Origin of the sequence: Mesorhizobium sp. M0768 (assembly GCF_040320195.1) — a bacterium.
In the GTDB taxonomy this organism is placed as follows: domain Bacteria; phylum Pseudomonadota; class Alphaproteobacteria; order Rhizobiales; family Rhizobiaceae; genus Mesorhizobium.
Window position 1 is genome coordinate 428,366 of the sequence record NZ_JAMYPD010000001.1, and the last position, 25,015, is coordinate 453,380.

A 25,015-nucleotide genomic window follows, 5' to 3' on the forward strand; every position below is an offset into this window, starting at 1 on the left:
CGGCTTTCTGGCATTCACACCATCCGTCTTCGAATGACCGTTACAACTGCCAGCGCCAGGCAAATGGCACCGAGCGTCATTGGCAGGCCGCCGGCGCCAACAACATCCATGGCGCTGCCCGCCAGCGGCGGCACGGCGATGCCGCCGACGCCCCACATCAGCGAGAAGGCGGCGTTGCCGGCGACCAGTGCCGAGCCGGTGAACCGCTCGCCGAGTTCAATGATCGACATCGTGTAAATGCCGTAGGAAACCGCGCCCCAGATGAAGACGCACGGCCAGATCAGCGGCGTCTCGATGAGAACCGGCAACAGAACGCATCCGAGCACCGTCATCGAAACACAGATGAACCGCACCAGCCGCGCTGTCAGTCGTTCCGCCAGCAGGCCGAGCGGCACCTGCATAGCGATGTTGCCGGCGATCATCACCGACAGCAGCGCCGACATGCGCGCTTCCGCAATGCCATAATGTGTTCCGTAGACCGGCAGCAAGGCGAGCACCGCCTGTTCGAAACCGGCGGCCACGACGACGGCCGATAACAACAGCCAAGCCTGCGGCACGAACCCCAGGACCGAAACCCGGTGCCCGCTCTCGTCGACCTTGGGCAGCCGTGCCAGCACCGAGGCGAGGCAGGCGCCGCAAAACAGGAATGCGGCAATGCCGACGACGAACGGTGGCCACCCCTCGGTGCCGACGGCAAGCAGGCACAGCGGCCCCGCCGCAAAGCCCGCCGAAATGATGGTCGAATAGATGCCCATGACGCGGCCGCGGCGTGTCGGCGGCGCCAGTGCGATCACCCAGACTTCGCTCAGCACGTAGAGCGGGTTGGTGACGGCGCCGATCAAAAAGCGCAGAGGAAACCACAGATAGACATTTTGCGTCCAGCCGATCAGCGCCAGCACCAGCGCGGAAAGTGCCGCGCAAGTAAGCGCGGTGCGCCCTGCCCCGAAACGCCCCGCCAGCGCCGGAACCAGCGGCGACGAGACGATGAAGCCGATCGGCGTCATTGCCGCCGACAGGCCGATCATGGCCGGCGAGACGCCCTGGCGCTGCAGGATGAAGCTCAACAGCGGATAGCTCAGCCCTTGCGCGATGGCGAACACCGAGACGGTGGCGATCACGCCGGTGATCGCCGCCCATTGCACTGTCTCGCCGCTGTCCTGTTCCGCCCGGTCCATGATGCAGGACTAGCGTTTCGCTTTCATCGCGGTAAGCACCGGCAACGAAAACCGCTTGCGCCAGCCGGAAGAGAATAAGAGCCTGACGATCCCTCCGGCTGCCCTTCAGGCATGTCGCTTCCCTCGTCCTAGTGGTCGCCGCCTCCGCAATGGCTGGCCGGCCGGCAGTCCATTATGCCGCCGCATTGCCGCAGCGTACGAGGACTATCATGACCGCCGCCATTCAGCCCGCCGAACCTGCATTGGCAAACGACCGCGCCCGTCGCGGCGGCCGCGCGGGAAAGCGTGCCGGCGGATCGGCGGCGTTCGAGCAGCCGCCGTTTCGGCAGTTGAAGAACCCGCTGGCGCCGACCCGGCTGGTTTCCGACGACGAGCTGGAATCTATCCACCTCGCCTCTCTGCGCGTGCTGCGGGAAATCGGCGTCGACGTGCTGCATGACGAAGCCCGGCGCATCATGAAGGCGCATGGCGCCGATGTACGCGAAGGCGGCGAGCGGGTGCGCTTCGACAGTGACATGATCCTGGAACTGGTTGCGCACTGCCCGCCGGAATTCACCATCCACGCCCGCAACCCGGCGCACAACGTGCGCTTCGGCGGCGATAATCTGATCATCTCGATGATGGCGTCGGCGCCCAATTGCTCCGACGTCGACCGCGGCCGCCGGCCGGGCAACCAGCAGGACTACCGCAACTTCCTCAAGCTTGCGCAGATGCACAACATATTGAACTGCACGGGCGGCTATCCGGTCGAGCCGATCGACATCCATCCGTCCGTCCGCCACCTTGAATGCATACGTGACCTCGCCACGCTGACCGACAAGATGTTCCACATCTATTCGCTCGGCAAGGAGCGCAACGTCGACGGCATCGAGATCACCAGGATCGCACGTGGCATCAGCCATGAGCAGTTGCTTGCGGAGCCGTCGGTATTCACCATCATCAACACCAATTCGCCGCTCAAGCTCGACGTGCCGATGATGGAAGGCATCATCCAGATGTCGAGCAAGGGCCAGGTGGTCATCGTGACGCCGTTCACCCTGTCCGGCGCTATGGCGCCGGTGACGATTGCCGGCGCGCTGGTGCAACAGAATGCCGAGGCGCTGTCCGGCATCGCCTTCGCGCAGATGGTGCGCAAGGGCGCGCCTGTCGGCTACGGCGGCTTCACCTCGAATGTGGACATGAAGTCCGGCGCGCCGGCCTTCGGCACGCCGGAATATATGAAGGCGCAGCTGGTCGGCGGGCAGCTCGCCCGCCGCTACAACATCCCCTACCGCACCTCCAACACCTGCGCAGCCAACACGGTCGACGCGCAGGCCGCCTATGAAAGTGTGTTCTCGCTGTGGGGCGCCATCCAGGGCGGCGGCAACCTGATGATGCATGCCGCCGGCTGGCTCGAAGGCGGCCTGCGCTGCTCCTATGAGAAGACCATCCTGGATATAGACCTGTTGCAGATGGTCGCAGAGTTCCTGACGCCGCTCGATCTTTCCGAGGAAGCACTCGGTTTCGACGCCATACAGTCCGTCGGCCCCGGCGGCCATTTCTTCGGCACCCAGCACACGCAGGACCGCTACAAGACCGCGTTCTATGCGCCTATTATCTCGGACTGGCGCAATTTCGAGAGTTGGGCGGAGGCCGGATCGCCGACGGCGCTCGAAAAGGCCAATCGCGTCTGGAAGGAACGGCTGGCCTCCTATGAAGAGCCTTACATGGATCCGGCAATCCGGGAGGAGCTCAACGCCTTCGTCGACAAGCGCCGGGCCGAAGGCGGCGCGCCGACCGATTTTTGATCATCTGATGAGTAGTCGACCCCCACTCCGTCTTGATGGCAGGCTGGCCCGAAACATCGCTGTATCCCATCTCCGCTTTGTTTTCGCGCCCCGCTCACTCGATTCAATCTCTTCAAAAACGGATCTATCTTCATGAAATCTCATGCAAAAGCGGTTGTCATCGGCGGCGGCGTCGTTGGCTGCTCGGTGCTCTATCATCTGGCCAAATCTGGCTGGACCGACATCATGCTGATCGAGCGTTCGGAGCTCACTTCCGGCTCGTCCTGGCATGCGGCGGGCGGCTTCCATACGCTGAACGGCGATCCCAACGTCGCCAAGCTGCAGGCCTATACGGTGCAGCTTTACAAGGAGATCGAGGAGATTTCCGGCCAATCCTGCTCGCTGCACCTGACCGGCGGCGTGATGATGGCCGACACGCCCGAGCGCATGGACTTCTTGCGGCTCGCCCACGCCAAGGGCCGCTATCTCGGCATGGACACCGAACTGATCACGCCGTCCGAAGCCAAGGCAATGTTCCCGCTGATGGACGAGACGAATTTCGTCGGCGCCATGTGGGATCCAGTCGAGGGCCATCTCGACCCTTCCGGCACCACCCATGCCTATGCCAAGGCCGCCAGGAAGCTAGGCGCCGAGATCGTACTGCGCAACCGCGTCGTGGAACTGACGCAGGAGGTCGACGGCACCTGGAACGTCGTCACTGAGCAAGGCACAGTCAAAGCCGAGCATGTGGTCAACTGCGGCGGCCTGTGGGCGCGCGAGATCGGTCGCATGGTCGGCGTCGAACTGCCAGTGCTGGCCATGGAGCATATGTATCTCCTGACCGAGCCGATGCCGGAGGTCGAGGAATTCAACAAGTCGACCGGCCGCGAGATGATTGGCGTGCTCGATTTCAAGGGCGAGATCTATACCCGCCAGGAGCGCAACGGCATCCTGCTCGGCACCTATGAAAAGGCCTGCAAGCCGTGGTCGCCGGTCAGCACGCCCTGGGATTTCGGCCACGAGCTGCTGCAGCCAGACATCGACCGCATCGCGCCGTCGCTCGAGATCGGCTTCAAGCATTTCCCCGGCATCGAAAAGGCCGGCATCAAGCAGATCATCAACGGCCCCTTCACCTTCGCGCTGGACGGCAACCCGCTGGTCGGCCCGGTGCAGGGCCTGACCAATTTCTGGTGCGCCTGCGCCGTCATGGCCGGCTTCAGCCAGGGCGGCGGCGTCGGCCTGGCGCTGTCGAACTGGATGGTCCATGGCGACCCCGGCTTCGACGTCTGGGGCATGGACGTTGCGCGCTTCGGCGAATGGGCAACGCTGCGCTATACCAACGCAAAGGTCCGCGAAAATTATTCGCGCCGTTTCTCCATCCGCTTTCCCAACGAGGAATTACCGGCGGCAAGACCAGCGCAGACGACCCCGCTTTACGACACCATGATCGCCAACAACGCCGTCATGGGCGACAGCTGGGGTCTCGAAACCCCGCTCTGGTTCGCGCCGAGAGGCTCGGAGCCGAAGGACGTTGTGTCCTTCCACCGCTCCAATGATTTCGGCCCGATCGGCGAGGAAGTGCGCGCCACCCGCGAGAAGGTCGGCGTCACCGAGATCGCCAACTTCGCCAAATACGAAGTCTCCGGACCAGGGGCCGAGGACTTCCTCAACCGTCTGATGACCAATCGCATGCCGAAGACCGGCCGCATCGTGCTGACGCCCATGCTGAACGAGTTCGGCCGGCTGATCGGGGACTTCACCATCGCCAAGGCGAGCCCAAGGGGTGGGGAAGAACGCTTCATGATATGGGGTTCTTCGGCAGCGCAAAAATACCACACGCGCTGGTTCGAGAAGCATCTGCCGAAGGACGGAAGCATCCGCATCCACCGCTTCGACCAGACGCTGGTCGGTCTCTCCATCGCCGGGCCGAAATCCCGCGACCTGCTGCAGAAACTGGTCGATGTCGACATCTCGACCACGGCCTTCCGCTTTATGGATTTCCGCGAAATGGCGGTCGGCGGCGCGCCCTGCATGGTCAATCGCATCACCTACACCGGCGACCTCGGCTACGAGATATGGATGGCGCCTGCCTACCAGCGCTTGGTCTACAAGGCGATCAAGGAGGCTGGCGAAGAGTTTGGGCTTGTCGATTTCGGCATGCGGGCTTTGCTCTCTATGCGCCTTGAAAAGAACTTCCCGACCTGGTTCCGCGAGCTACGTCCGATCTACGGACCGTTCGAAGGCTCGATGGACCGCTTCATCAAGCTGGAGAAGAACGACTTCATCGGCCGGGAAGCAGCGGCCAAGGAACAGGCAGAAGGGCCAAAACTGCGCCGTGTCTCCTTCATCGTCGATGCCGCGGATGCAGACGTCATGGGCGACGAGCCGATCTGGGCCAAGGTCGGCGGCAAGGATTACGGCACCGTGGAAAAGCCGCATGGCTATGGCGCGCCGCGCTTCGACGCGGGCGGCAAGGAAGTGCGCGGCTCGAACGCCGCCGAAGGCGCGTCTGCCGTGCGCGGCATTGTCGACGGCGACTGGCGCGTGGTCGGCTGGGTCACCTCCGGCGGCTATGCGCATTATGTCGAGAAGTCGATGGCGCAGGGATATGTACCGGCGGCGCTTGCCGAGAACGAGAGCGCCGGCCTGTTCGAGATCGAAATCCTCGGGCACCGGCGTCCCGCACGCGTCAATGTCGAACCGCCTTTCGACCCGAGCGGCGAAAAGATGAGGACGTAGGCGCAGCCAGCCGGTCGCATTGTGCGGAGCATACTCTTCATGCTAGCGCAGCCGGCAACACTCTGCTGGCAAGGGCGATGAGATTTCATTGAAGTACAATCTGAGATGGGCCGAGTGGCTGGCCGAGGGACGGATCGGCCCCTTCCCGGCGGCGATCGTCATGGTCGCGGCTTACTTTGCCTTGCAGACCATCATACTGTCCCTGTTGAGCTCTTGGGCGGGAACCGGCGTCGGCATCGATGATGCGGAGCAGCTGATCTATGTTCCGTATCTCTGGGCTGGATATGGCGGCTCGCAACCACCCCTGTACACCTGGATCAACTGGCTGGCCGCGCATGTTTTCGGCACCAGTATCTTCACGCTGAAGCTCGTCAAATACTCCGTGCTGTTCCTTGCCGCCTGCAGCGTGTTCGCCGCCATGCGGCGGTTCAGCTACACCAAAGCGACAGCGGCGGCGGCCATGTTCGGCCTGTTTACCATCCCGCAGATCGTCTGGGAATCGCAGCGCGCCTTGTCGCATTCCGTCGCCGTCGTCGGCTTCTGCTCGCTGCTCCTGCTGGCCATGGCCTATCTTCTCGAGCGGCGAAGCATGATCGCCTATGCGGCGTTTGGCCTGGCCACGGCGGCGGCAATTCTTGCCAAATATAATGATGTCTTCCTCGTGGTGGCCCTTGTTGCGGCCGTGCTGTCGCTGCGCGAATGGCGCAGCGCGATTCTCGATCCGAAGTTCGCCATCAGCATAGCGGTCGCGATATTGGTGCTGGCGCCAACCACCTATTGGAGCCTCATGCATCCCGCCGATTTATTGTCGAGAGGCGAGAAGTTCGGAATAGACGCGCAACAAGGGCGCGTGGCGGCGGCCTTTGTCGGCGCCGGCAAGTTTATCATGGGCACCTTCAATTTCGCGGTCTTGCCGGTGCTCGTTTCCGCCCTCACGTTCTGGCTGGCGAAGTTCCGTTTCTCCGAGCGGCACCCGAAAGGTCCGGCAAGGGAAATTCTGTTGTGGCGTACCTTGGCGCTCGGCTTGGCCATGCTTGCAGTACTTGTACTTGCCACCGGCGTGACGGTGGTCAAGGACCGCTGGCTGCTACCGGTCCTGTTCATGTTGCCGCTGGCCATCGTCGCCACTATGGAACGGCTGGCGCCGCGCGGCAGGAATGCGCAGCTCCTGGTGATCGCGGCTGGAGCGATCATCGCCGTGCTGCTCGCGCCCGCCACCTGGTACGTCCAGATAAACGGGACCAGTGGCCTCTCGCGGATGATCCGCGTGGATTACCCCGCCCTCTATCGCCAACTGACTGCGGACGGACCGGTCAAAACCGCAATATCTGATGGTGCATGGGTCGGAAACCTGCGGTTGGTCGATGAAAACCTGGTCGCACTTGACCAGGAAGTGCCTAATTTCGAAACGCTGATGCAGGAGCCGGCCGTACTCGTCTGGCTTGACCGAGACGATCCGCGTCCGGTCATTTTGGAGCAGCTCAAAGCGGCCGGCTATGAGCCGGACGGCCAACCACGGCAAATGATGGTTCCGCTGTTGCGCGGCACCGGCAAGTCCGCCCGGGCCGGCGCCTATGTAAGATTGAAGAGAATGGCGGTGGGAGAAACCACGGCGCCCAAGGAAGGCGTTAGCGGAGGAGCCGAGGGTGGACAGGAACCCGACTGACCGGCCCCGTCATCACCGCAAGATCATGCCGTTCGAGCCGGACGGCTCGAACGATGTGCTGCACAAAAAATCGCGGCTGAAGGCCGCTGAACTCAACCAGCATGCGCTGGGCTATGGAGCGCTGGCGGAAGTCGAATGGCAGGCGGCGGGCATTGCTGCTCCTGACCTGCCCGCCATGCGCCGATATCGGCTCGAGCGCATCCGCGCCGAGCTGAAGCGCCGCGACTATGCGGGAGCCCTGCTCTACGATCCGGTCAATATCCGCTATGCCACCGACGCAACCAACATGCAGCTCTGGGTCGCACACAATCGGACCAGGCATTGTTTCGTTGCCACCGATGGCCCGGTGGTGCTGTTCGACTATTTCTCCTGCGAGCACCTTTCCGATCATTCCGGCGTCGTCGACGAGGTGCGGCCGGCGGTGTCGTGGGCTTATCTGTACAGCGGCGAGCTGACCGGCCAAAAAGCCCGCCGCTGGGCAGCCGGCATCGCCGACCTGGTATTGGAACATGGCGGCGGCAATCGCCGCATCGCAGTCGACCACATCAATCCCGAGGGCATCGAAGAGCTCGCCCGCCTCGGCATCTCGACCGGCAATGGCGAGGCGGTGATGGAAAATGCGCGGCTGATCAAATCGCCCGACGAAATCCTTGCCATGCGCCGGGCGATCGCCGCTTGCGAGGCGGCAATGGGCGAGATGGAGAAGGCGTTGAGGCCTGGCATCTCCGAGAACGAATTGTGGGCCGAACTCCATCGCGGCAACATCGCGCGCGGCGGCGAATGGATCGAAACCCGGCTCCTGTCGTCGGGTCCGCGCACCAATCCATGGTTCCAGGAGTGTTCGTCGCGGACGATCAAGGCCGGCGAGCTCGTCGCTTTCGACACCGACCTGATCGGTCCTTACGGCTTCTGCGCCGACCTTTCGCGCACCTGGCTTTGCGGTGACGCGCCGCCGTCGCAGGAGCAGCGCGACCTGTTCCGCATCGCCGCCGACCAGATCGCCCACAACACGGAGCTGATGCGGCCGGGCATATCGTTCCGCGACCTCGTCGAGGGCTCGTCAGTGCCACCGGGAGACTGCTTCCCGGCCCGTTACGGGGTGCTCTATCACGGCGTCGGCCTTGCCGACGAATACCCGACTTTGCCGCATGCTGGCGACTGGACCGACGACACACCGGACGGAGTGCTCGAACCTGGCATGGTGCTGTGCGTCGAGAGCTATATCGGTCGGCTTGGCGGCTACGAAGGCGTCAAGATCGAAGAACAGATCCTGATCACTGAAACCGGCTACGAGAAGCTTTCGACCTACCCGCTCGACAATCGGCTGCTTGGCGGCTGAGCGATGCTAATGCATGTCGCGCAAAAGTGTGCAGCGGCTTTGCGATAACGACATGCATAAAACAAGAATCTAAAGCGCGTCGCATGAGGCCGACCGAACGCGACGCGCTTTACGTGAGCGCCGCGATCGCCTCGCGCATCGCGGCGACGATCGTTTCCGGCGTCGTCCTGGCGGTGATGAACGGCAAGCCTTTGCGCCGCCTTGTCCAGCCGACGACCGCCACCTTCTGCGCCGCCGGCTCGAAACGCTGCGCCAGCGCCCAGCTCTCGCAATCGATCGCCGCGACGTCCGCCCTGCCCTCGGCAACGGCAACGATCGAAGCACGGTGCCCACAGCTTTCGCTCAGCGCGGAAAAGATATCCAAACTCTCGCCCAATGCTTGCAGGTCGCGGGCTGGCGCGATGATGCCCGACATGGAATCGAGGCTGTTGAAGGTGAAGCGCTTGCTGCGAAGCTGATCGAGCGGAATGACGGCACCGCCGTCGGCCGGCGCCCTTGCCGGCGGTGCCTCGCCCGCCCTCATGACGATGGCGCTCGAATAGAGTTCGCCCTGTCCACCCTCGAAGGCGTCGTAACGCGGCTGGCCGATGAGCTGGACACGCTGCGACAGGCCGAGTTCCATCGGTCCCCAGCAGGTTTGTGCAAAGAGCAGCGCCGGATGCAGCCAGAGCTGGTGAAAATCCAGTTCGTCCGGCGGCAATGTCGCCGGATCGGGCGCGATGGGTTTTCCCTGATCATCGCGAATACCGCCAGGTACGGGGGGCAAATCGCCGGTGCGGCGGATGATCGTCTCCGGCGCATCGATGCCTTTTTGTCTGAAAGCATCGCGCAGCCGCGCCCATTGCGCGTCGACATCGTCCCGCGCTTCCGGCCAGTCGTACATCGGCAAAGCCGCAATGAATTCGCTCATGCCGGGATTTGACCGTTATGCGGGGAAATTGACAAGGTCAGGAAAGCGTCGTCCGCGCGGCACCGCCTGCAACAACGCAAGAATCATTCTTTCGGCGGCTCGGCGGGTACCGGTGCGCTGCCAAGCCCATTGAGGCTGCGTGCCCTGACGCGCGGCTTGAATGCGCGTCCTGGTTCCGGCATGCGCCGCAGCACGGGATGGACGACCGGCTCCTTCGCCTTGAAGGCATAGGCCTTGAGCAGCGCGAAATAGTTCGGATAGGCGTAGCCATTGTTCATCCGCAGCCATTCGTCGCGGCGGTCGGCGAACAGCTTCGGCAGCCTGTACCAGGCCACCGTCGGGCTCTTGTGATGGACGAAATGCAGATTGTTGTTGAGGAACAGGAAGGACAGCGGCGAGCGCTCGACGATGATCGTGCGGCCTTCCGGATGTTCAGACCATTGGTGCTCGGCGTAGGTGCGGATCGAAATCAGCGACTGCCCAAGCCACACCGGCACCAGTATGTAGAGCCATGACGGCATGCCGAAGCCGAACTGCACGACAGGCAGCACCACGACGAGGCCGATCGCATGCAGCAGCCATGCCTTGCGGATGGACTTGTCGCCCGCGGCAACCTGCTTGGCGTCGTCGATGAAAAAGCCGATGCAGGAAAGCCACGGGCCTAGCACCAAACGCCCGATCATCGTGTTGTTGACCTTCAGCAGGAATTTCATCGCCGACGGCAGCTCCTCGTGCTGCCAGAGAGCCTTGTAATAGCTTTCGGGATCATCGAGCGGATCGGTCAGGCGCTCGTCTGCATGGTGGCGCAGATGAATGGTCTTGAACCGGCGAAACGGCCAGACAAGGCCAATCGGCAGGAACACAAAGGCTTCGTTGAGCCGCGCATTCCGGGTTGGGTGGCCGTGCAGGACCTCGTGCATCAGCGAGGATTGCAGCGCCGCAATCAGGGTCAGAAAGGCGAGTGCCAGCAGCGGGTAAGAGGGCCAGAGCAGGAAGCCGGTAGCGAGCCAGCCGCCGTAGCAGAGAAGTGCGAGAAATGCTGTCGGCCATTCGATGGCCATTGCGCCGTGTCGCCTGTTGCCCATGCTCGTCATGCTATCGACCACTGCCTTCCAGTCGCCGGAACCCGTTTGATTCCTGACAACATTGTGTCAGGAGCGTTGCGTCGGCGCAACGCGATAAAGCGCACAAACTGTTGCGATTGCGCATTTTCAGCTGCATATGTTATGTATTGTAAACAGCCAACAGGATTCATTTGCGCCTGAAGCCCGCGTTCGCGGCTTTAAGCGCAAATTTTTCCTCCTATTGAATGGGGTAGCGATTTGGACAAGCGCGACCTGTCGACGATCTTTCGCGAGCGCCTGAAAATGCTCTTGACAAGGTCCGATTTGAACCAATCAGCCTTCGCCGCCGCGGTTGGCATTGACCGTTCGGCACTGTCGCAGCTGCTCTCCGGCGCCTCGACCCGCCTTCCCCGTGCTGAAACGCTGCTCAACATCGCCGCCGAATTCAAAGTCTCGCTCGACTGGCTGCTCGGCCTCAGTCACGATGAGGGCGTCACCGGTGAAATCCGCGAGAGCCTTGAGATCGAGGAGGCGCCGGACGGCTTCGACCGCACGCTGCTGGCTCGCTGGCATGCCGAGGCGGCGGGAACGAAAATCCGCTACGTGCCGGCCGGCATTCCCGATCTTCTGCGCACCGAGGCGCTTGTCGACTACGAAGCTGTCATCGCCAACAAGAGCCGCGAGGCACAGGCCGGCGAGACGCAGTACCGCATCGACTACAACCGACGGCCCGAAACCGACATGGAAGTCTGTATGCCGCGCCACACGCTGGAGATCTTCGCGCGCGGGCTGGGCGTGTGGGACCGCTTTCCGGAGGCCGACCGCCACCAGCAGCTCCTGCACATGGCGACGCTGCTCGACGACCTCTATCCCACCTTCCGCCTGTTTCTCTATGACGGGCGGATGCGCTATTCGATCCCCTACACCATCTTCGGGCCCTATCGCGCCGCCATTTACGTCGGCGACATGTATCTGGTGCTGAACGCCACGCAGCCGATCCGCATCCTGACCAGCCATTTCGACAATCTGATCCGTGCCGCGGACGTCAACGCGCATGAAGCGGCCAGCTTCACACGAAAGCTGGCGGAGATGCGATTTTGACCGGTTGCTCTACGTGCCGACATTGACGGCACATAAAGAATTCTTTATATCCTTATCTCAGTTATCCTTCCGGGAAGGCGTATTTCACATGACCAATCCGATCGACGCTCTGCTTGCCGAAAAGGGCGTCCTGCTCGCCGATGGCGCCACCGGCACGAATCTGTTCGCCATGGGCCTTGAGGCCGGAGAGGCTCCCGAGCTCTTGAACGAGACCGCGCCCGACACCATCACCAGCCTGCACCAGAACTTTGTCGATGCCGGCGCCGACATCATCCTGACCAACTCTTTTGGCGGCACCCGCCATCGGCTCAAGCTGCACCACGCGCAGGACCGGGTCTATGCGCTGAACAAGCGCGCGGCCGAGATCGCAAGCGCCGTCGCCGGCAACGCCGGCCGCAAGGTGATCGTGGCCGGCTCCGTCGGCCCGACCGGCGAGCTGCTGGTGCCGCTCGGCGCCATGACCTATGACGAGGCGGTCGAAGCCTTTGCCGAGCAGATTGAGGGGCTGAAGGCCGGCGGCGCCGAAGTCGCCTGGATCGAAACCATGTCGGCGCCTGACGAAATCCGCGCCGCCGCCGAAGCCGCCATCCGCGTCGGCCTGCCCTATACCTATACCGGCTCCTTCGACACCGCCGGCCGCACCATGATGGGACTGCTGCCGAAGGACATCCACGGCGTCGTCGATGGCCTGTCGCAGACACCGCTCGGTGTCGGCGCCAATTGCGGTGTCGGCGCCTCCGACATTCTCGCGTCGCTGCTCGACATGACCGAGGCGAAGCCGGAAGCAACGGTGATCGTCAAGGGCAATTGCGGCATTCCCGAATTTCGCGGTGCCGAGATCTACTATTCCGGCACACCCGAGCTGATGGCCGACTATGTGCGCCTCGCCGTCGATGCCGGCGCCAAAATCGTCGGCGGCTGCTGCGGCACCTCGTTCCAGCACCTCGCCGCAATGCGCAAGGCGCTCGATGCGCACACCAAGTCGGATCGCCCGACCGTCGAGCAGATCGTCGAACGCATCGGCCCGATGCGCAACAAGCAGGCTACGGTCAATGTCGCCGAGACCAGCGAAGCCCGCCGCGAGCGGCGCCGCGGACGCGCCTGACGCTTTCGTCTGCGACATGGTCCGCGCGAAGCAGTGCGGCCGCGAAAAAAGGCCGGCAAGGTTTCCCTCGCCGGCCTGCCTCACCCGCCCGTAGGCCGGCTCCCCCTATCAGAACGATCCCATCTGAAAGAAACCGGCCGTCATTGCCACTACCGGTTACCGCCGAGCGCCGAGGCAAGGCGCACGAGCGAGAGGAACTCGGACCTGTACCCAAATGGGTCGGCTCCCCTGGCGGCGGTGGCAATCTGCATGATCTTGTCGTAGCCGAACTTCGCGGTAGCATCCTCGTCGCGCAGCTTCTGGCCGAAGGCAGCAACGGCAACAGAGAAACGCTGGTCGGTGCTGGCCTGATCGAACGACGCCACCTCGTTGGCTGACGTTACCGGCGTGGTGATCAGCTTCGAGGTGTCCTCGTTCGGCAGCTTGTAGCGGATCTTGACGAAAGCATATTCGTCGGCATTGGCGACACCGCCATTGTTCACCGAGGCCTGGCCGTAGCGCAGTTGGTCGATCTGTTCGCCGCCGCTGCCCTTAGGCGTGATCTCGTAGATCGCGGTGACTGAATGACCTGAGCCGATCTCGCCGGCATCGACCCGGTCATTGTTGAAATCCTCGCGGTTCAAGGCGCGGGTTTCGTAGCCAATCAGCCGGTACTCCGAGACCTTGTTCGGGTTGAACTCGACCTGGATCTTCACGTCCTTGGCGATGGTGAACAGTGTCGAGGAGGCATCCTCGACCAGCACCTTCTCGGCCTCCGCCAATGTATCGATGTAGGCAGCAGTGCCATTGCCGTTCTGGGCGATGGTCTGCATCATCTGGTCGTTCAGATTGTCGCGGCCGAAGCCGAACACCGACAGGAATACGCCTGTCTTGCGCTCCTTTTCGATCAGCCGCTTCAGGTCGTCGTCGTCGGTCTGGCCGACATTGAAGTCGCCATCGGTGGCGAGCATCACCCGATTGATGCCGTCGTTGACGAAGGATTTCTGCGCCAGCCTGTAGGCTTCCTTGATGCCGGCCTCGCCTGCCGTCGAGCCGCCGGATGTCAGATTGTCGATGGCAGCGAGGATCTTGTCCTTTTCCGAAGCCTTGGTGGGCTCCAGCACGGTACCGGCATCGCCCGCATAGGTGACGATCGAGACGGTGTCGTCAGGTCTCAGCTTGTTGACCAGCAGTCGGAAGGCCGACTGCAGGAGCGGAAGCTTGTCCTGCTCGTTCATCGACCCCGACACATCGATCAGGAAGACCAGATTGGCCCTGGGCTGCTCGGCCGGCTTCACGTCGAAACCCTTGATGGCGACATGCATCAGCCTGGTGTGCTCGTTCCACGGTGTCGGCATGACGCTGACGGTCGAGTTGAACGGCGTCGAGGCGGAGTCCGGGCCTTTCCAGTCATAGGGGAAGTAGTTGACCATCTCCTCGACGCGAACCGTGTCGGCCTGCGGGATAAAGCCTTCCTTGAGCGAGCGCCGGACGAAGGAATAGGAAGCGGTGTCGACATCGATCGAGAAGGTCGAGACCGGGTCTTCAAGTGCGGCATGCACCGGGTTGGTCTTGAAATTCTCTACGCGGTCGCGGTTTTCCTCTTGCGGCAGCATCTGGTCGGCCGGCGCAGCGGCGGGCTGCTGTGCCATCAGCTTGGGCTCGGCAACCGTGCCAGGCATGCGGCCGACCCGCGCGCCGCCATCGGCTGAAGGGGCCGCGGAGCTTGCGTCGCCGTTCAACGCAAGCTCGCTGCTCGGCTGCGGTTCGGGTGCATTGCGGCTGAGCACATCCTGCTGCGTCAGCCCGCCGACTGCGGTCGATTCCGCCTTCGGCGGCGATGTCGGCGCCACAAGCGCCTCGCCGGTGTCGCGGCTTTCACTTTCGGCGTCCGCCTTCGTCTGCTTGTCCGCTTCGGCAACGACCGGCGGTTTGACGGTCGTCGGCTTGTCAGCCAGCGTTTCGGTGATCTTATCCCCGCCGAATTCGGGCCCGCCGAATTTGGATTCCCCCAGCATATAAATGGTAGCGTATCCGGCGATCGGCAGGGCAACGAGCCCGGCAATGGCCGGCGTGGCGAAGAGTTTCTTTTGCATGATTTCGCTCCAGAGCCTTTGTGCTCGCTCTGTGAGACGAAGCCCGCTCACCGATCCTTGGGCGCCCGGCAAAGTTTTTTCTTCCATGTCATAGGCGCGCAGCGCGGCCTGGAGGGCACGCGCCTTTGCGTCCGCGTCCGGCGCCGGTGCTGCGATGTCGCGCAGTCTGTTCAGTTCGTTGTCGTCGACCATGGTCACACTTCCCCGGCTGAACGCATCAGCGTCTTCAGCCGTTTCTTCGCTTCATGGATGTGCCAAGAAACCGTCGTCTCCGAGATCGCCATCGCCTCGGCGGCGGCGGCGTGGCTCAGCCCTTCGCCATAAACCAGCAGCACCGCATCGCGCTGCTTGTCCGGCAGCTTGCGCACCGCTGCCCAGAGCGCCTCGGCCGGGTCTTCCGGCTCAGCCGAGATTTCCCCCGAAATCAGCGCATAGGCGCCATAGGCCTCGGTCTTGACCGTCTCGCGGGCGGTCTTGCGCATCATGTCGCGCGCCGCATTCAGCGTCATGGTGTAGAGCCACGTCGTGAAGGCACCGCTGCCGTGATAGTCGCGGATCGCCCGCCCGAGCCGGACGCAGACTTCCTGGGCGATGTCCTCGGCGTCGGCCTTTTTGCCGCACCAACGATAGGCGGCGCGATAGACGAAACCATAGTGCCTTTCGAGCAACTTGCCGAAAGCACCCCGGTCTCCGCCCTTCGCCCGTCCGATCAGTTCGGCGTCGGAGGCTTCGCTTTCGTCCAGCATCATCGCCATCATTTGCCTGTTGGACGAAGGCTAATGGCGGTTCCTTGGGGCGATGGAAAGAATTTTTTGGCGGGCGGTCACGTCGTAATGGTTGGCGTGCCTTGGCCGAGCGTCTCCGCAAACAGCGTCGTCAGCCGCTTCCAGTGGCGTTCGGCGCCGGCTGCATCGAAGGCACTATGGTCCGGCATGCACCAGCCATGCGCCATGCCGGCATAGTTCTCTATGACATGATCGACCTCGGCGGCGCGCAGTGTTTCGGCGAGCCGCGCCGATTGCTCCGGCGGAAAGCTGCGGTCGACACCGGCAGTGCCGATATAGACCTTTGCCTTGAGTGAGGCGGCCTTCCGGTGCGGACTGTCGGCGGCGTCACCGGCCAGATTGCCGCCGTGGAAACTGGCGGCGGCGGCGATGCGGTCGGAATAGGTGGCCGCGGCGTTCAGCGCCCGCGCTCCGCCCATGCAGTAGCCGACAATGCCGACCGGCCCGGTCAGGCCTTGCGCAGCGAGCGCATCGAGGAACGCGCCGCTGTCGCGGATCGTCATCTCCTGGGTCGTGCCGCCGACGAGACCTGTGATTGCGGCCTTGCTCCTCTCGTCACTGAACGCAGCCTTGGCTTCGAAAGGGCCGTAGGGCGCGTTGCGGTAAAAAAGGTCCGGCACCAGCACCGCATAGCCTTCGTCGGTAAGCCTTTCCGCCATCTGGTCGAGCGCCGGTCGCGGGCCAAAAGCGTCCATGTAGAGGATGATCGCTGCCTTGGCTGGGGCTGCCGAGCGGAACAGCCCGGCTTTGGCCACGCCGTCACTCGTCTTGATCTGGATCGCTTGCTTGGCCATCGCCCGCTCCGTTGACATGTCGTGCGATAGATATCCGCGCTGACCGTCGCCGCAAGCTGTAATGAGGCGATCTGCTTCAAGATTTCGTGCGGCATTCGGCGACGCTACAGACGCGCGAATGCTGCCATGTGAAAGGCCTGAACCTCGGCCGGATAGCGATAATCGGTACCGTAAGGACAGGCGTTGCGATCAAGGCAGCCGCCGGTCCGGCAGGGCGCGCCGTTTTGCCCGCGCACATGGGCCAGACAGGTTTCATGTGCAAAACCATTCGCAGAATAAGCCTCGACCGGACAGGATTTCAGGCAAGGTTTTTCCAAACATGTATCGCAAAGGTGAACCACCTCGTGGGGTTGTTGGAGCGCAATCTCATTTTCGAACAGCAACGCGCCGCGATAGGCGTGCCAGAGCCCGTATCGCGGATGCATGAGGATGCCGAGCGGCGACGGCCGCAAGCCCTCCGCCCGCACCGCCCATTGCTGGAACGGCAGATACGGTCTGTCGGACGGTGACACGGCGCGCGCCCCGAATTTTCCGGCCACCGCGCCGATCACTTCGCGCGACCATGTGTCGAGCGGATCGTCGATCGGCTGTGACTGTTTCTCCAACCAGGGCAGGAAGTGCGGCCAAGGTGCGGCACCCGCCTGCCCCACCAGTAGAACGGATCTGGCGGCAGCGCCGGAGAGACCGGAGGGTGTTTCTTCAGCACCTGCAAAATTGAAGCCGCCGCGAAGCATAAGGCCATGGACGGAAAGTGCCGCCGCGATTGTTTGAGTCATGCCGCGCTCGGGATCATCCCTTCTTGTCCGGGTCGGAGAAGGCGCTCCGCCAGACTTCCTTGTGGATGATGTTGGCGACTTTAGCCCCGCCTGATTCGGGCTCCTTTCAGGTGAAGGCGTCGGCCATCGACGCCTTCTTCCTGGCGATGAAGTCCTTCAGCCCGTCGTCGATGCCCGGGTCGAGATACGGCGCCTCGTAGCTCTCCAGCCAGCGGCGGGCGAGCTCGTTGGCGCGCTGCGGCGCGGTCTTTTCGCCTTCGGCCAGCCATTGCTCGTAGGAATTGTTATCGGCGATGTTGGAACGGTAGAACGCGGTCTGGAAATTGGCCTGGGTGTGATCGCAGCCGAGATAGTGGCTGCCCGGGCCGACCTGGCGGATGGCGTCCATCGCCTGGCCGTTTTCCGACAGGTCGACACCCTCGGAGAACTTCTGCGTCATGCCGAGCTGGTCGATATCCATCATGAACTTTTCGTAGCAGGAGGCGAGACCGCCCTCGAGCCAGCCGGCCGAATGCAGCACGAAGTTGGTGCCGGCGAGGATCGTCGAGTTCAGCGTGTTGGCGCTCTCGTAGGCGGCCTGCGCATCGGGGATTTTTGAAGCACAGAGCGAACCGCCGGTGCGAAACGGCAGGCCGAGCCGACGGGCAAGCTGTGCGGCGCCATACGAGACCAGCGACGGCTCCGGCGTGCCGAAGGTCGGCGCGCCCGACTGCATCGAGATCGACGAGGCGAAGGTGCCGAACAGCACCGGCGCACCCGGCCGGATCAGCTGGGTGAACGACGCCCCCGCCAGAACCTCGGCTAAAACCTGGGTCAGCGTGCCGGCGACCGTCACCGGGCTCATCGCACCGGCAAGGATGAACGGCGTGACGATACAGGCCTGATTGTGGCGCGAATAGACCTTCAGCGCTCCCAGCATGGTCTCGTCGAAGACCATCGGCGAGTTGGCATTGATCAGGCTGGTCAGCACCGTGTTGTTCTCGACGAAATCGTCACCGAACACGATCTTGGCCATCGCCACCGTATCTTCCGCGCGCTCGGGCGCGGTCACCGAGCCCATGAACGGCTTGTCCGAATATTTGATATGGCTGTAGACCATGTCGAGATGCCGTTTGTTGACCGGCACGTCGACCGGCTCGCAAACCGTGCCGCCCGAATGGTGGATCGACGGCGCCATATAGGCGAGTTTCACGAAATTCCGGAAATCCTCGATCGTCGCATAGCGCCTGACGCCGTCGAGATCGCGCACGAAGGGCGGTCCATAGACCGGCGCGAACACTGTCGCGTTGCCGCCGATCTGCACCGAGCGCTCGCCGTTGCGGGCGTGCTGGGTATAGACGGACGGAGCGGTCTTCAACAGCGAGCGGCAGAGGCCCTTGGGGAAATGCACCCGCTCGCCCTTGACGTCGGCGCCCGCCTCTTTCCAAAGCTGCAGCGCCTCGGCGTCGTCGCGGAAGATGATGCCGATCTCCTCCAGCACCGTGTCGGTATTCTTTTCGATCAGCGCCAGCCCTTCCTCGTCCAGCACTTCATAGACGTTGATCTTGCGCTTGATATAGGTGAGCTGTGTGCCGGGGCCGCCGCCCGAACGCGCGGCCCGTCGGGCTGCGGCGCCACCGCTGGCAGCGCGCCCGCGCCGTGCGTTTGACGCTTCCTGATCGACCGGCGCGTTCTCACTCATAATCGTTCTTCCCTGGCTTTCGTTCTGGCCTGATTTACTCCGGCCGGGCTGTTGTACCGGCCTGAAATCCGTTTGCGGCCGCATATTGCGGTCTCTGGCCGGATCGTAGCCATGCACCCTATTCGAAACGGCCCGCCAGCGCCAACGCCTGTCGCAAAATCGACAAGAATTCCAAGAGATTTACGGTCGCTTTCGTTTTGCGGGAAGTCGCAAATCAGCTATGGACAACCGGCCCGTGCGGGTTAGGTATTGACGCGATATTTTTAAGCTGCCGCGATAGTTGTAGCCGGCAAGGAGCCTGAGAAAAAATGGCCGACGACGAGATCATCCTTTCGGAACTCTCCGACGACGAGTTGGTGCAGCAGATGCACGACGATCTTTATGACGGGTTGAAGGAAGAAATCGAGGAAGGCACCAATATCCTTCTCGAGCGCGGCTGGGCGCCTTACAAGGTGTTGACCGAGGCTCTGGTCGAGGGCATGCGTATCGTCGGCGAGGATTTCCGCGACGGCATCCTGTTCGTTCCCGAAGTGCTGCTGTCGGCCAACGCGATGAAGGCCGGCATGTTCATCCTGCGTCCGCTGCTTGTCGCCACAGGCGCGCCGAAGCAGGGCAAGATGGTGATCGGCACCGTCAAGGGCGATATCCACGACATCGGCAAGAACCTGGTCGGCATGATGATGGAAGGCGCCGGCTTCGATGTCATCGACCTCGGCATCAACAATGCGGTCGAAAAATATCTCGATGCCATCGAAAAGCACCAGCCCGACATCATCGGCATGTCGGCCCTGCTGACGACGACCATGCCTTACATGAAGGTCGTGATCGATACGATGAAGGAAAAAGGCATTCGCGACGACTATGTCGTACTGGTCGGCGGCGCACCGCTCAACGAGGAATTCGGCAAAGCCGTCGGCGCCGACGCCTATTGCCGCGACGCCGCGGTGGCAGTCGAGACCGCCAAGGACTTCATGAAGCGCAAGCACAACGTCCGCGCTTCGGCCTGAGCCAATAAGTCCGGCACGAACAAGAAAAGCCGCGCCTTGCAGTGCGGCTTTTTTATTCCCAAATGTTGAGAGCCGTGCGGATCAGGGTTTCTTGACGGTATCGTCAACTGCCTTCGCAGTGGATTTGATATCCTTACCGACGCCGCGCACCGTGTTGGCGCAGGCCGAAACAGCCAAGGCGCAGGCGAGAATAGCGATTGGCGCGACGCGGAACAATTTCATGATTGGTGTCTCCCTCAGCATATAAATTCGCTGGACAGCAACGAAGATCGATCAGACTGGTTCCATGACTACCGCGCGAAAACAACAATCCGATCAAGGCGACAGGCTGCTCGTCATCGCCTGCGGGATGATCGCGCGCGAAGTTTTGGCGGTCAAGGAGCAGCTCGGGCTCGACCATCTCGACCTGACCTGCCTGCCGGCGGAGTTCCATTTCTATCCGGACCGCATCGCGCCGGCCATGGACAGGGCTATCGAGAAGGCCAAGACCGACGGCTACAGACACATCTTCGTCGGCTATGCCGATTGCGGCACGGGTGGCCTGCTCGATCGGATCTGCGAGAAGCATGGCGTCGAGCGCATGGCCGGGCCGCATTGCTTTGCTTTCTACCAGGGCATGGATGCCTATGCGAAGGTCGCCGATGACGACATGATGTCGTTCTACATGACCGACTTCCTCTGCCGGCAATTCGATGCCTTCTTCATGAAGCCGCTCGGCCTCGACAAGCACCCGGAGCTGATCAAGGACTATTTCGGCAACTACGAGAAGCTGATCTATATCGCTCAGACCAACGACCCGGAACTCGACAAGGTCGCCGAAAAGGCGGCGAAAATGCTCGGCCTCGCCTATGAGCGCCGCTCGACCGGCTATGGTGACCTGACGAAGGAACTGGCCAGCGCCTCAGCACATTCGTAAAAGAAATAGCGTCCTCTAAGCGTTTGCCGGAGGCTGCCGTTCATTTTCGCCCACCGATTCACCGATCCGATATGACATCGATAATGCGCCCGGTTTCAAGGCGGATCGGCCCCCGCGCGGTTGGATCTTTAAGCAATATTTCGGCAAGCATTGCATCGACATTGTCGAAATTACTTTGCAGAATTGACGGATCACTTAGCTCCCAATACTCCCCTTCATCGACGACATTGAGACTGGAGAACAAGCGAGTAATTTCGCGAAGAAACCTGATGATCTCGATATGAGCGCCTGCACCTGAAAACTGAGTTTTACAATGTTGTTGAACGAAGAGGTGATTGTCGAACTCAAGCCGCAGCGGTTCCGAATTGGGATGCGGTTGAAGCTCTATTCCAAACACAGGGCCAATATAGTCCACGTTTCGTTCATCAATGACTCGATTGAGCGTCTTCTCGCGCTCATCGATCTCGCGCACCGGCCAGTCTCGCGCAATGGCGAACGCCTTGGCTTCGTGCAGCAAAGCAGCATATTGCTCGTGACCCCGTAACTGTCCTTCAAAGTAGATTGTTACTCCCAACTACCTCTCCCAGTGACGCGCATTCCTGACGAATACCCGCGCTCTTATTCCGCCACAAGCCGGGCGAGCACATCTGCAAAGCTCGTCTTGCAGACGAAACCCAGCCGGTCCCTAGCCCGCGACGCATCATAGACCCGGTCGATCGACGAAAACATCGTCCAGCCTTTCTTCGTGTAGAGTGCCGGATAATCCGGAAAATAGCGCGCGACGACCGACGGCGCGTCGGCGATCAAGGCCGCGCAATCTTCGGGCTGGAAAGGCGTCGGTGCCGAGATGATGAAAGTCTCGAAGCCCAATTGCGGCCCTTTCTCCAGGGCAGCGATGTGGGCGTCGGCTGCGTCCTCCACCGTCAGCCGGCGGAACAACAGCTCATTGGCCTTGGTGTTGGCATCCGACTGTTCGATCACGTGCGCCATGTCGTCCGCCTCGGGAAAAAACCGGGCGGTGCGCAACACGATCACCGGCAGGCCGAACTGCAAATGATAGAGCCGGCAGAGCTGTTCGGCTGAAAGCTTGGTGACGCCGTAGATGTTGCGCGGTTCAGGCGACATGTGTTCCGTCAGCCATGCCGCCTTGCGCGCCCCGCCGGTGAAGCCGGTGGTGCGTATGGACTCGGAAATCATCAGCGATGTCGTCGACGTAAACACGAAGCGCTGAACGCCAAAAGCTGCTGCCGCATCGAGCAGGTTGAGCGTGCCGCGCACATTCGTCTCGACGAAATCCTCGTTGCGATGACGTTCGATGTCAGGCTTGTGCAGCGCGCCGCTATGGATGATGGCCTCGATGCGGTTCTCCTCGACCGCCCTCATGACCAGGTCGCGATCGGCGACAGAGCCGACGATTCGCGTTTCCGAGGATGGGACGGGATCGAGGCCGGTGACGTCATGACCAAGAGCCCGCAGCCGCGGCGCCAAGGCGCTGCCCAGCCAACCGGACGATCCCGTCAGCAAGATCCGCATTCTTTCCACCTCGTTTCTGCTGTCGATGCTCAGCCACGGATGACAGAACGCGGCGAAACATTAAGGTATGCGCCAGACAAGAAAACAGCCTGCTCCAGCCATCAAAAGGGAAACGCCACCGATGATCGCTCGCCTCATGTTTGCCGCAGCAACTGTCCTCTGCTTGACGATGCCCGCGTTCGCCGATGGCGAGGTGCAGAAGCTGATAACGGCTGCCGACAAGGCGCGGCTCAACAAATATGGCGAGACGCGCAAGGCAGCGCTTGACGAGGCGAAGGCCGGCGATCCCGCCGAGGTCAAGCAGCTCGACGCCTTGCTGGCAAAGCCGCTGGTTCCCTTCTCTGACAAGGACCTGACCGGCAAATGGCAATGCCGCACCATCAAGGCCGGCGGATTGGGCCCGCTCGTCATCTATGGCTGGTTCAAATGCAAGGTGAGCGACGACGGTTCCGGCTGGAGACTGGAAAAGATCACCGGCTCGCAGCGCACCAAGGGCCGCTTCTTCGACGATGGCGAGAAACGCGCGATCTATCTCGGTTCCTTCCACGTCAACGACGATCCGGCAAAGCCCTACGGCAGCGGGCCGGAAAGCGATCAGGTCGGCTATGCCTTCCGCAACAGCGCCAGTGAATGGCGCATCGAGTTCCCGGCGCCCTATTACGAATCGAAGCTCGATATCCTCGAATTCAAGCGCTGAGCCCCGATCACCAGGGGTTAACCCGGTCAGCCTAGCATTCGCGCGCAAAGAACAGGTTCTTTGCGGGGGGTCGCAGAGCATGGCACTGTCGAAAACAAACCAACGGCCGATCGTCGTCGTCACCGAAGGCGGCCCGCATATCTGGGCGATCGTCAACGCCCTCGCCGATCAACTCGGCCCGGTCAGCGTCATCCTCGAAGCTCCTGAATCCAAAAAGCAATTGCTTCTCGCGCGGGCGCGGCGGCAAGGCTGGACCTCGGCCATCGGTCAACTCGGCACGATGGTGCTGACGCGCCTCGGCAAGCGCTTCTTCGCCGGCCACGCAGCACGGCTTGCCGCCGGGCAGAAGCTGCAAACCGAACCGAAGCCTGGGCAAAAGATCATTTATGTCTCGTCGGCCAACGCGCCGGAGTGCCTGCAGGCGATTGCGGAAATCCAGCCGGGTGTGGTGCTGCTCGCCGGCTGCCGCTTGCTGTCGCTGCAGACGCTGGCGAAAATCCCTTGCCCGGTCCTCAACTACCATGCCGGCATCGCCCCGAAATATCGTGGCATGAACGGCGGCTACTGGGCGCTGGCTTCAGGCGATGCGGAGAACTTCGGCACCACCGTGCATCTGGTCGACGCCGGCGTCGATACTGGCGGCGTGCTGCGGCAGACGCGTGGCAAACCGCAGCCGGGCGACACAATTTCAAGCTACGCGTTGCGGCAGGCGGCCTTCTCGCGCGACATCTGCGTCGAAGCGGTCAGGGATGCGCTGGCTGACAAGGTCGGCACGGTGGATCCCGGCCTGCCTTCGAAACAATGGTATCATCCGACGGTATGGTTTTATCTCTGGACGGGGATAAGGAACGGCGTCTGGTGACGCGCCGATTTACCGGACAGCCACCCGCCACTAACATTGCATCATGAGCGACATCGACCACCGCACCATCATTGCCGGCCTTTCGGTCGAGGACCGTCGCGACCTCACCGCCAGGCTTGACCGGCCAGGCATTGTCCGGCTGGCGGTCCATGCCGGGCTGGTTATCCTGCTGGGCGCGCTGATCGCCGCCCGCATCCCGTTCTGGCCGCTGCTCGTCTTGCCGCAGGGAGTCCTGATCGTCTTCTTCTTCACGCCGTTGCACGAGACCATCCATGAAACCGCGTTCAGGACGGCGTGGCTCAATCGCGCTGTTGCTGCCGTGGCCGGCTTCCTGATCCTGCTGCCGCCGGCATGGTTCCGCTATTTCCATTTCGCCCATCACCGCCACACGCACGACCGGAGAAACGACCCCGAACTGATGGCGCCGAAGCCGGAGACCGTCAGCCAATATCTGCGCTATCTGTCCGGCAGCCCCTATTGGATCGCCATGGGCCGCGTGATCGTAACCAATGCGGCTGGCCGCAATCGCGACGGCTTCGTGCCGGAAAAGGGCCGCGGCAAGGTGGTTGCCGAAGCACGGCTGTTCCTGATCGGCTATGCGGCATTGCTGGCCGCATCGCTCGCCGCGCAGTCGGCGCTGCTGTTGTGGGTCTGGATCGTGCCGGTGCTGGTCGGACAGCCGTTTTTGCGTGCCTACCTGCTGGCCGAGCACGCGTTGTGCCCGCATGTCGCCAACATGCTCGAGAACACCCGCACCACCTTCACCACAAGGCTGGTGCGCTTCGTGGCTTGGAACATGCCGTACCATTCCGAGCACCATTCCTATCCGGCCGTTCCCTTCCACCGCCTGCCGCGCTTCCATGACATCGTCGGGGAGCATTTGCGCACGACCGAACGAGGTTACGTGCGCTTCCACAGGAAGCTGGTCGGCAGCTACGATGGCCGCGCCGGCTGACCAGTGCTGGAAGAAACTCCGCTTTCAACCGCGGCCGTCGATTGCGTCGCTTTTGAAGGCCCCCGCGTC

Annotated in this window: 22 protein-coding genes; 11 read left to right on the forward strand and 11 right to left on the reverse strand. The window is 62.2% G+C overall.

The genetic code is table 11. The features are described from left to right. Window positions 1–14: 14 nt before the first annotated feature. Entirely contained in the window at window positions 15–1,175 is a 1,161-nt protein-coding gene (locus NKI08_RS02050) for an MFS transporter (protein WP_352470304.1), read from the reverse strand. 209 nt (window positions 1,176–1,384) lie between these two features. Between NKI08_RS02050 and NKI08_RS02055 the strand changes: the two genes are divergently transcribed. The 4 genes from NKI08_RS02055 (at window position 1,385) to NKI08_RS02070 (ending at window position 8,685) form a co-directional block, all read left to right on the forward strand. After that, window positions 1,385–2,962, forward strand: a complete 1,578-nt coding sequence (locus NKI08_RS02055) for a trimethylamine methyltransferase family protein (RefSeq protein WP_352470303.1) — start codon at window positions 1,385–1,387, stop codon at window positions 2,960–2,962. 132 nt (window positions 2,963–3,094) lie between these two features. Beyond that, window positions 3,095–5,680, forward strand: coding sequence for a GcvT family protein (locus NKI08_RS02060; RefSeq protein WP_352766898.1), 2,586 nt, complete (start codon window positions 3,095–3,097; stop codon window positions 5,678–5,680). An 88-nt stretch (window positions 5,681–5,768) separates the two neighbouring features. After that, window positions 5,769–7,346 carry an ArnT family glycosyltransferase gene (locus NKI08_RS02065; protein WP_352470301.1) on the forward strand — a complete coding sequence of 526 codons (1,578 nt, stop codon included), beginning with the start codon at window positions 5,769–5,771 and terminating at the stop codon, window positions 7,344–7,346. A gap of 25 nt (window positions 7,347–7,371) precedes the next feature. Then, complete coding sequence (locus tag NKI08_RS02070) at window positions 7,372–8,685, forward strand: M24 family metallopeptidase (RefSeq protein ID WP_352614063.1); 1,314 nt, start codon at window positions 7,372–7,374, stop codon at window positions 8,683–8,685. A gap of 109 nt (window positions 8,686–8,794) precedes the next feature. Here the strand turns inward: NKI08_RS02070 and NKI08_RS02075 are convergent, their stop codons facing one another. Together NKI08_RS02075 and NKI08_RS02080 are read right to left on the reverse strand one after the other, a co-directional pair. Further along, the gene (locus NKI08_RS02075) at window positions 8,795–9,595 is read right to left on the reverse strand and encodes a phosphate/phosphite/phosphonate ABC transporter substrate-binding protein (protein ID WP_352766900.1); all 801 of its coding nucleotides are present in this window, start codon (window positions 9,593–9,595) and stop codon (window positions 8,795–8,797) included. 83 nt (window positions 9,596–9,678) lie between these two features. Next, entirely contained in the window at window positions 9,679–10,689 is a 1,011-nt protein-coding gene (locus tag NKI08_RS02080; protein ID WP_352766902.1) for a fatty acid desaturase, read from the reverse strand. 228 nt (window positions 10,690–10,917) lie between these two features. Here NKI08_RS02080 and NKI08_RS02085 point away from each other — a divergent pair, with 228 nt between their 5' ends. Beyond that, entirely contained in the window at window positions 10,918–11,760 is an 843-nt protein-coding gene (locus NKI08_RS02085; RefSeq protein WP_352539665.1) for a helix-turn-helix domain-containing protein, read from the forward strand. 88 nt (window positions 11,761–11,848) lie between these two features. Further along, window positions 11,849–12,865, forward strand: a complete 1,017-nt coding sequence (bmt, locus tag NKI08_RS02090) for a betaine--homocysteine S-methyltransferase (protein WP_352454606.1) — start codon at window positions 11,849–11,851, stop codon at window positions 12,863–12,865. A 149-nt stretch (window positions 12,866–13,014) separates the two neighbouring features. On the opposite strand, the gene NKI08_RS02095 is transcribed toward bmt, so the two are convergent. The 5 genes from NKI08_RS02095 to NKI08_RS02115 all read right to left on the reverse strand — a co-directional run bounded on the left by NKI08_RS02095 (window position 13,015) and on the right by NKI08_RS02115 (window position 18,976). After that, window positions 13,015–15,132, reverse strand: coding sequence for a vWA domain-containing protein (locus NKI08_RS02095; RefSeq protein WP_352766905.1), 2,118 nt, complete (start codon window positions 15,130–15,132; stop codon window positions 13,015–13,017). Between the two features lie 2 nt (window positions 15,133–15,134). Continuing rightward, window positions 15,135–15,695: an RNA polymerase sigma factor gene (locus NKI08_RS02100; RefSeq protein WP_352452095.1), complete on the reverse strand. Its 561-nt coding sequence runs from the start codon at window positions 15,693–15,695 to the stop codon at window positions 15,135–15,137. A gap of 68 nt (window positions 15,696–15,763) precedes the next feature. Continuing rightward, window positions 15,764–16,519: a dienelactone hydrolase family protein gene (locus NKI08_RS02105; protein WP_352470296.1), complete on the reverse strand. Its 756-nt coding sequence runs from the start codon at window positions 16,517–16,519 to the stop codon at window positions 15,764–15,766. Between the two features lie 104 nt (window positions 16,520–16,623). Further along, window positions 16,624–17,253 (reverse strand): hypothetical protein, encoded by a 630-nt coding sequence (locus NKI08_RS02110; protein ID WP_352470295.1) that lies wholly within the window; start codon window positions 17,251–17,253, stop codon window positions 16,624–16,626. Between the two features lie 148 nt (window positions 17,254–17,401). After that, window positions 17,402–18,976 carry a trimethylamine methyltransferase family protein gene (locus NKI08_RS02115; RefSeq protein WP_292654762.1) on the reverse strand — a complete coding sequence of 525 codons (1,575 nt, stop codon included), beginning with the start codon at window positions 18,974–18,976 and terminating at the stop codon, window positions 17,402–17,404. A 308-nt stretch (window positions 18,977–19,284) separates the two neighbouring features. Between NKI08_RS02115 and NKI08_RS02120 the strand changes: the two genes are divergently transcribed. After that, a complete protein-coding gene (locus NKI08_RS02120) occupies window positions 19,285–19,983 on the forward strand; it encodes a cobalamin B12-binding domain-containing protein (RefSeq protein ID WP_023676506.1) in 699 nt (232 codons plus the stop codon). An 81-nt stretch (window positions 19,984–20,064) separates the two neighbouring features. Here the strand turns inward: NKI08_RS02120 and NKI08_RS02125 are convergent, their stop codons facing one another. Next, window positions 20,065–20,205: an entericidin A/B family lipoprotein gene (locus NKI08_RS02125; RefSeq protein WP_023676507.1), complete on the reverse strand. Its 141-nt coding sequence runs from the start codon at window positions 20,203–20,205 to the stop codon at window positions 20,065–20,067. Between the two features lie 64 nt (window positions 20,206–20,269). Here NKI08_RS02125 and NKI08_RS02130 point away from each other — a divergent pair, with 64 nt between their 5' ends. Continuing rightward, window positions 20,270–20,899: a DUF1638 domain-containing protein gene (locus NKI08_RS02130; protein ID WP_352500949.1), complete on the forward strand. Its 630-nt coding sequence runs from the start codon at window positions 20,270–20,272 to the stop codon at window positions 20,897–20,899. 58 nt (window positions 20,900–20,957) lie between these two features. Here the strand turns inward: NKI08_RS02130 and NKI08_RS02135 are convergent, their stop codons facing one another. Both NKI08_RS02135 and NKI08_RS02140 read right to left on the reverse strand, forming a co-directional pair. After that, window positions 20,958–21,473, reverse strand: a complete 516-nt coding sequence (locus NKI08_RS02135; protein ID WP_352500950.1) for a hypothetical protein — start codon at window positions 21,471–21,473, stop codon at window positions 20,958–20,960. Between the two features lie 44 nt (window positions 21,474–21,517). Beyond that, window positions 21,518–22,432: an NAD-dependent epimerase/dehydratase family protein gene (locus NKI08_RS02140; protein ID WP_352766909.1), complete on the reverse strand. Its 915-nt coding sequence runs from the start codon at window positions 22,430–22,432 to the stop codon at window positions 21,518–21,520. Window positions 22,433–22,553: 121 nt separating this feature from the next. Here NKI08_RS02140 and NKI08_RS02145 point away from each other — a divergent pair, with 121 nt between their 5' ends. The 3 genes from NKI08_RS02145 to NKI08_RS02155 all read left to right on the forward strand — a co-directional run bounded on the left by NKI08_RS02145 (window position 22,554) and on the right by NKI08_RS02155 (window position 24,946). Continuing rightward, complete coding sequence (locus NKI08_RS02145; RefSeq protein WP_352452102.1) at window positions 22,554–23,129, forward strand: DUF4893 domain-containing protein; 576 nt, start codon at window positions 22,554–22,556, stop codon at window positions 23,127–23,129. A 79-nt stretch (window positions 23,130–23,208) separates the two neighbouring features. Then, the gene (locus NKI08_RS02150; protein WP_352766911.1) at window positions 23,209–23,991 is read left to right on the forward strand and encodes a formyl transferase; all 783 of its coding nucleotides are present in this window, start codon (window positions 23,209–23,211) and stop codon (window positions 23,989–23,991) included. Between the two features lie 43 nt (window positions 23,992–24,034). Then, window positions 24,035–24,946, forward strand: a complete 912-nt coding sequence (locus NKI08_RS02155; RefSeq protein WP_352747900.1) for a fatty acid desaturase — start codon at window positions 24,035–24,037, stop codon at window positions 24,944–24,946. Window positions 24,947–25,015 lie beyond the last annotated feature (69 nt).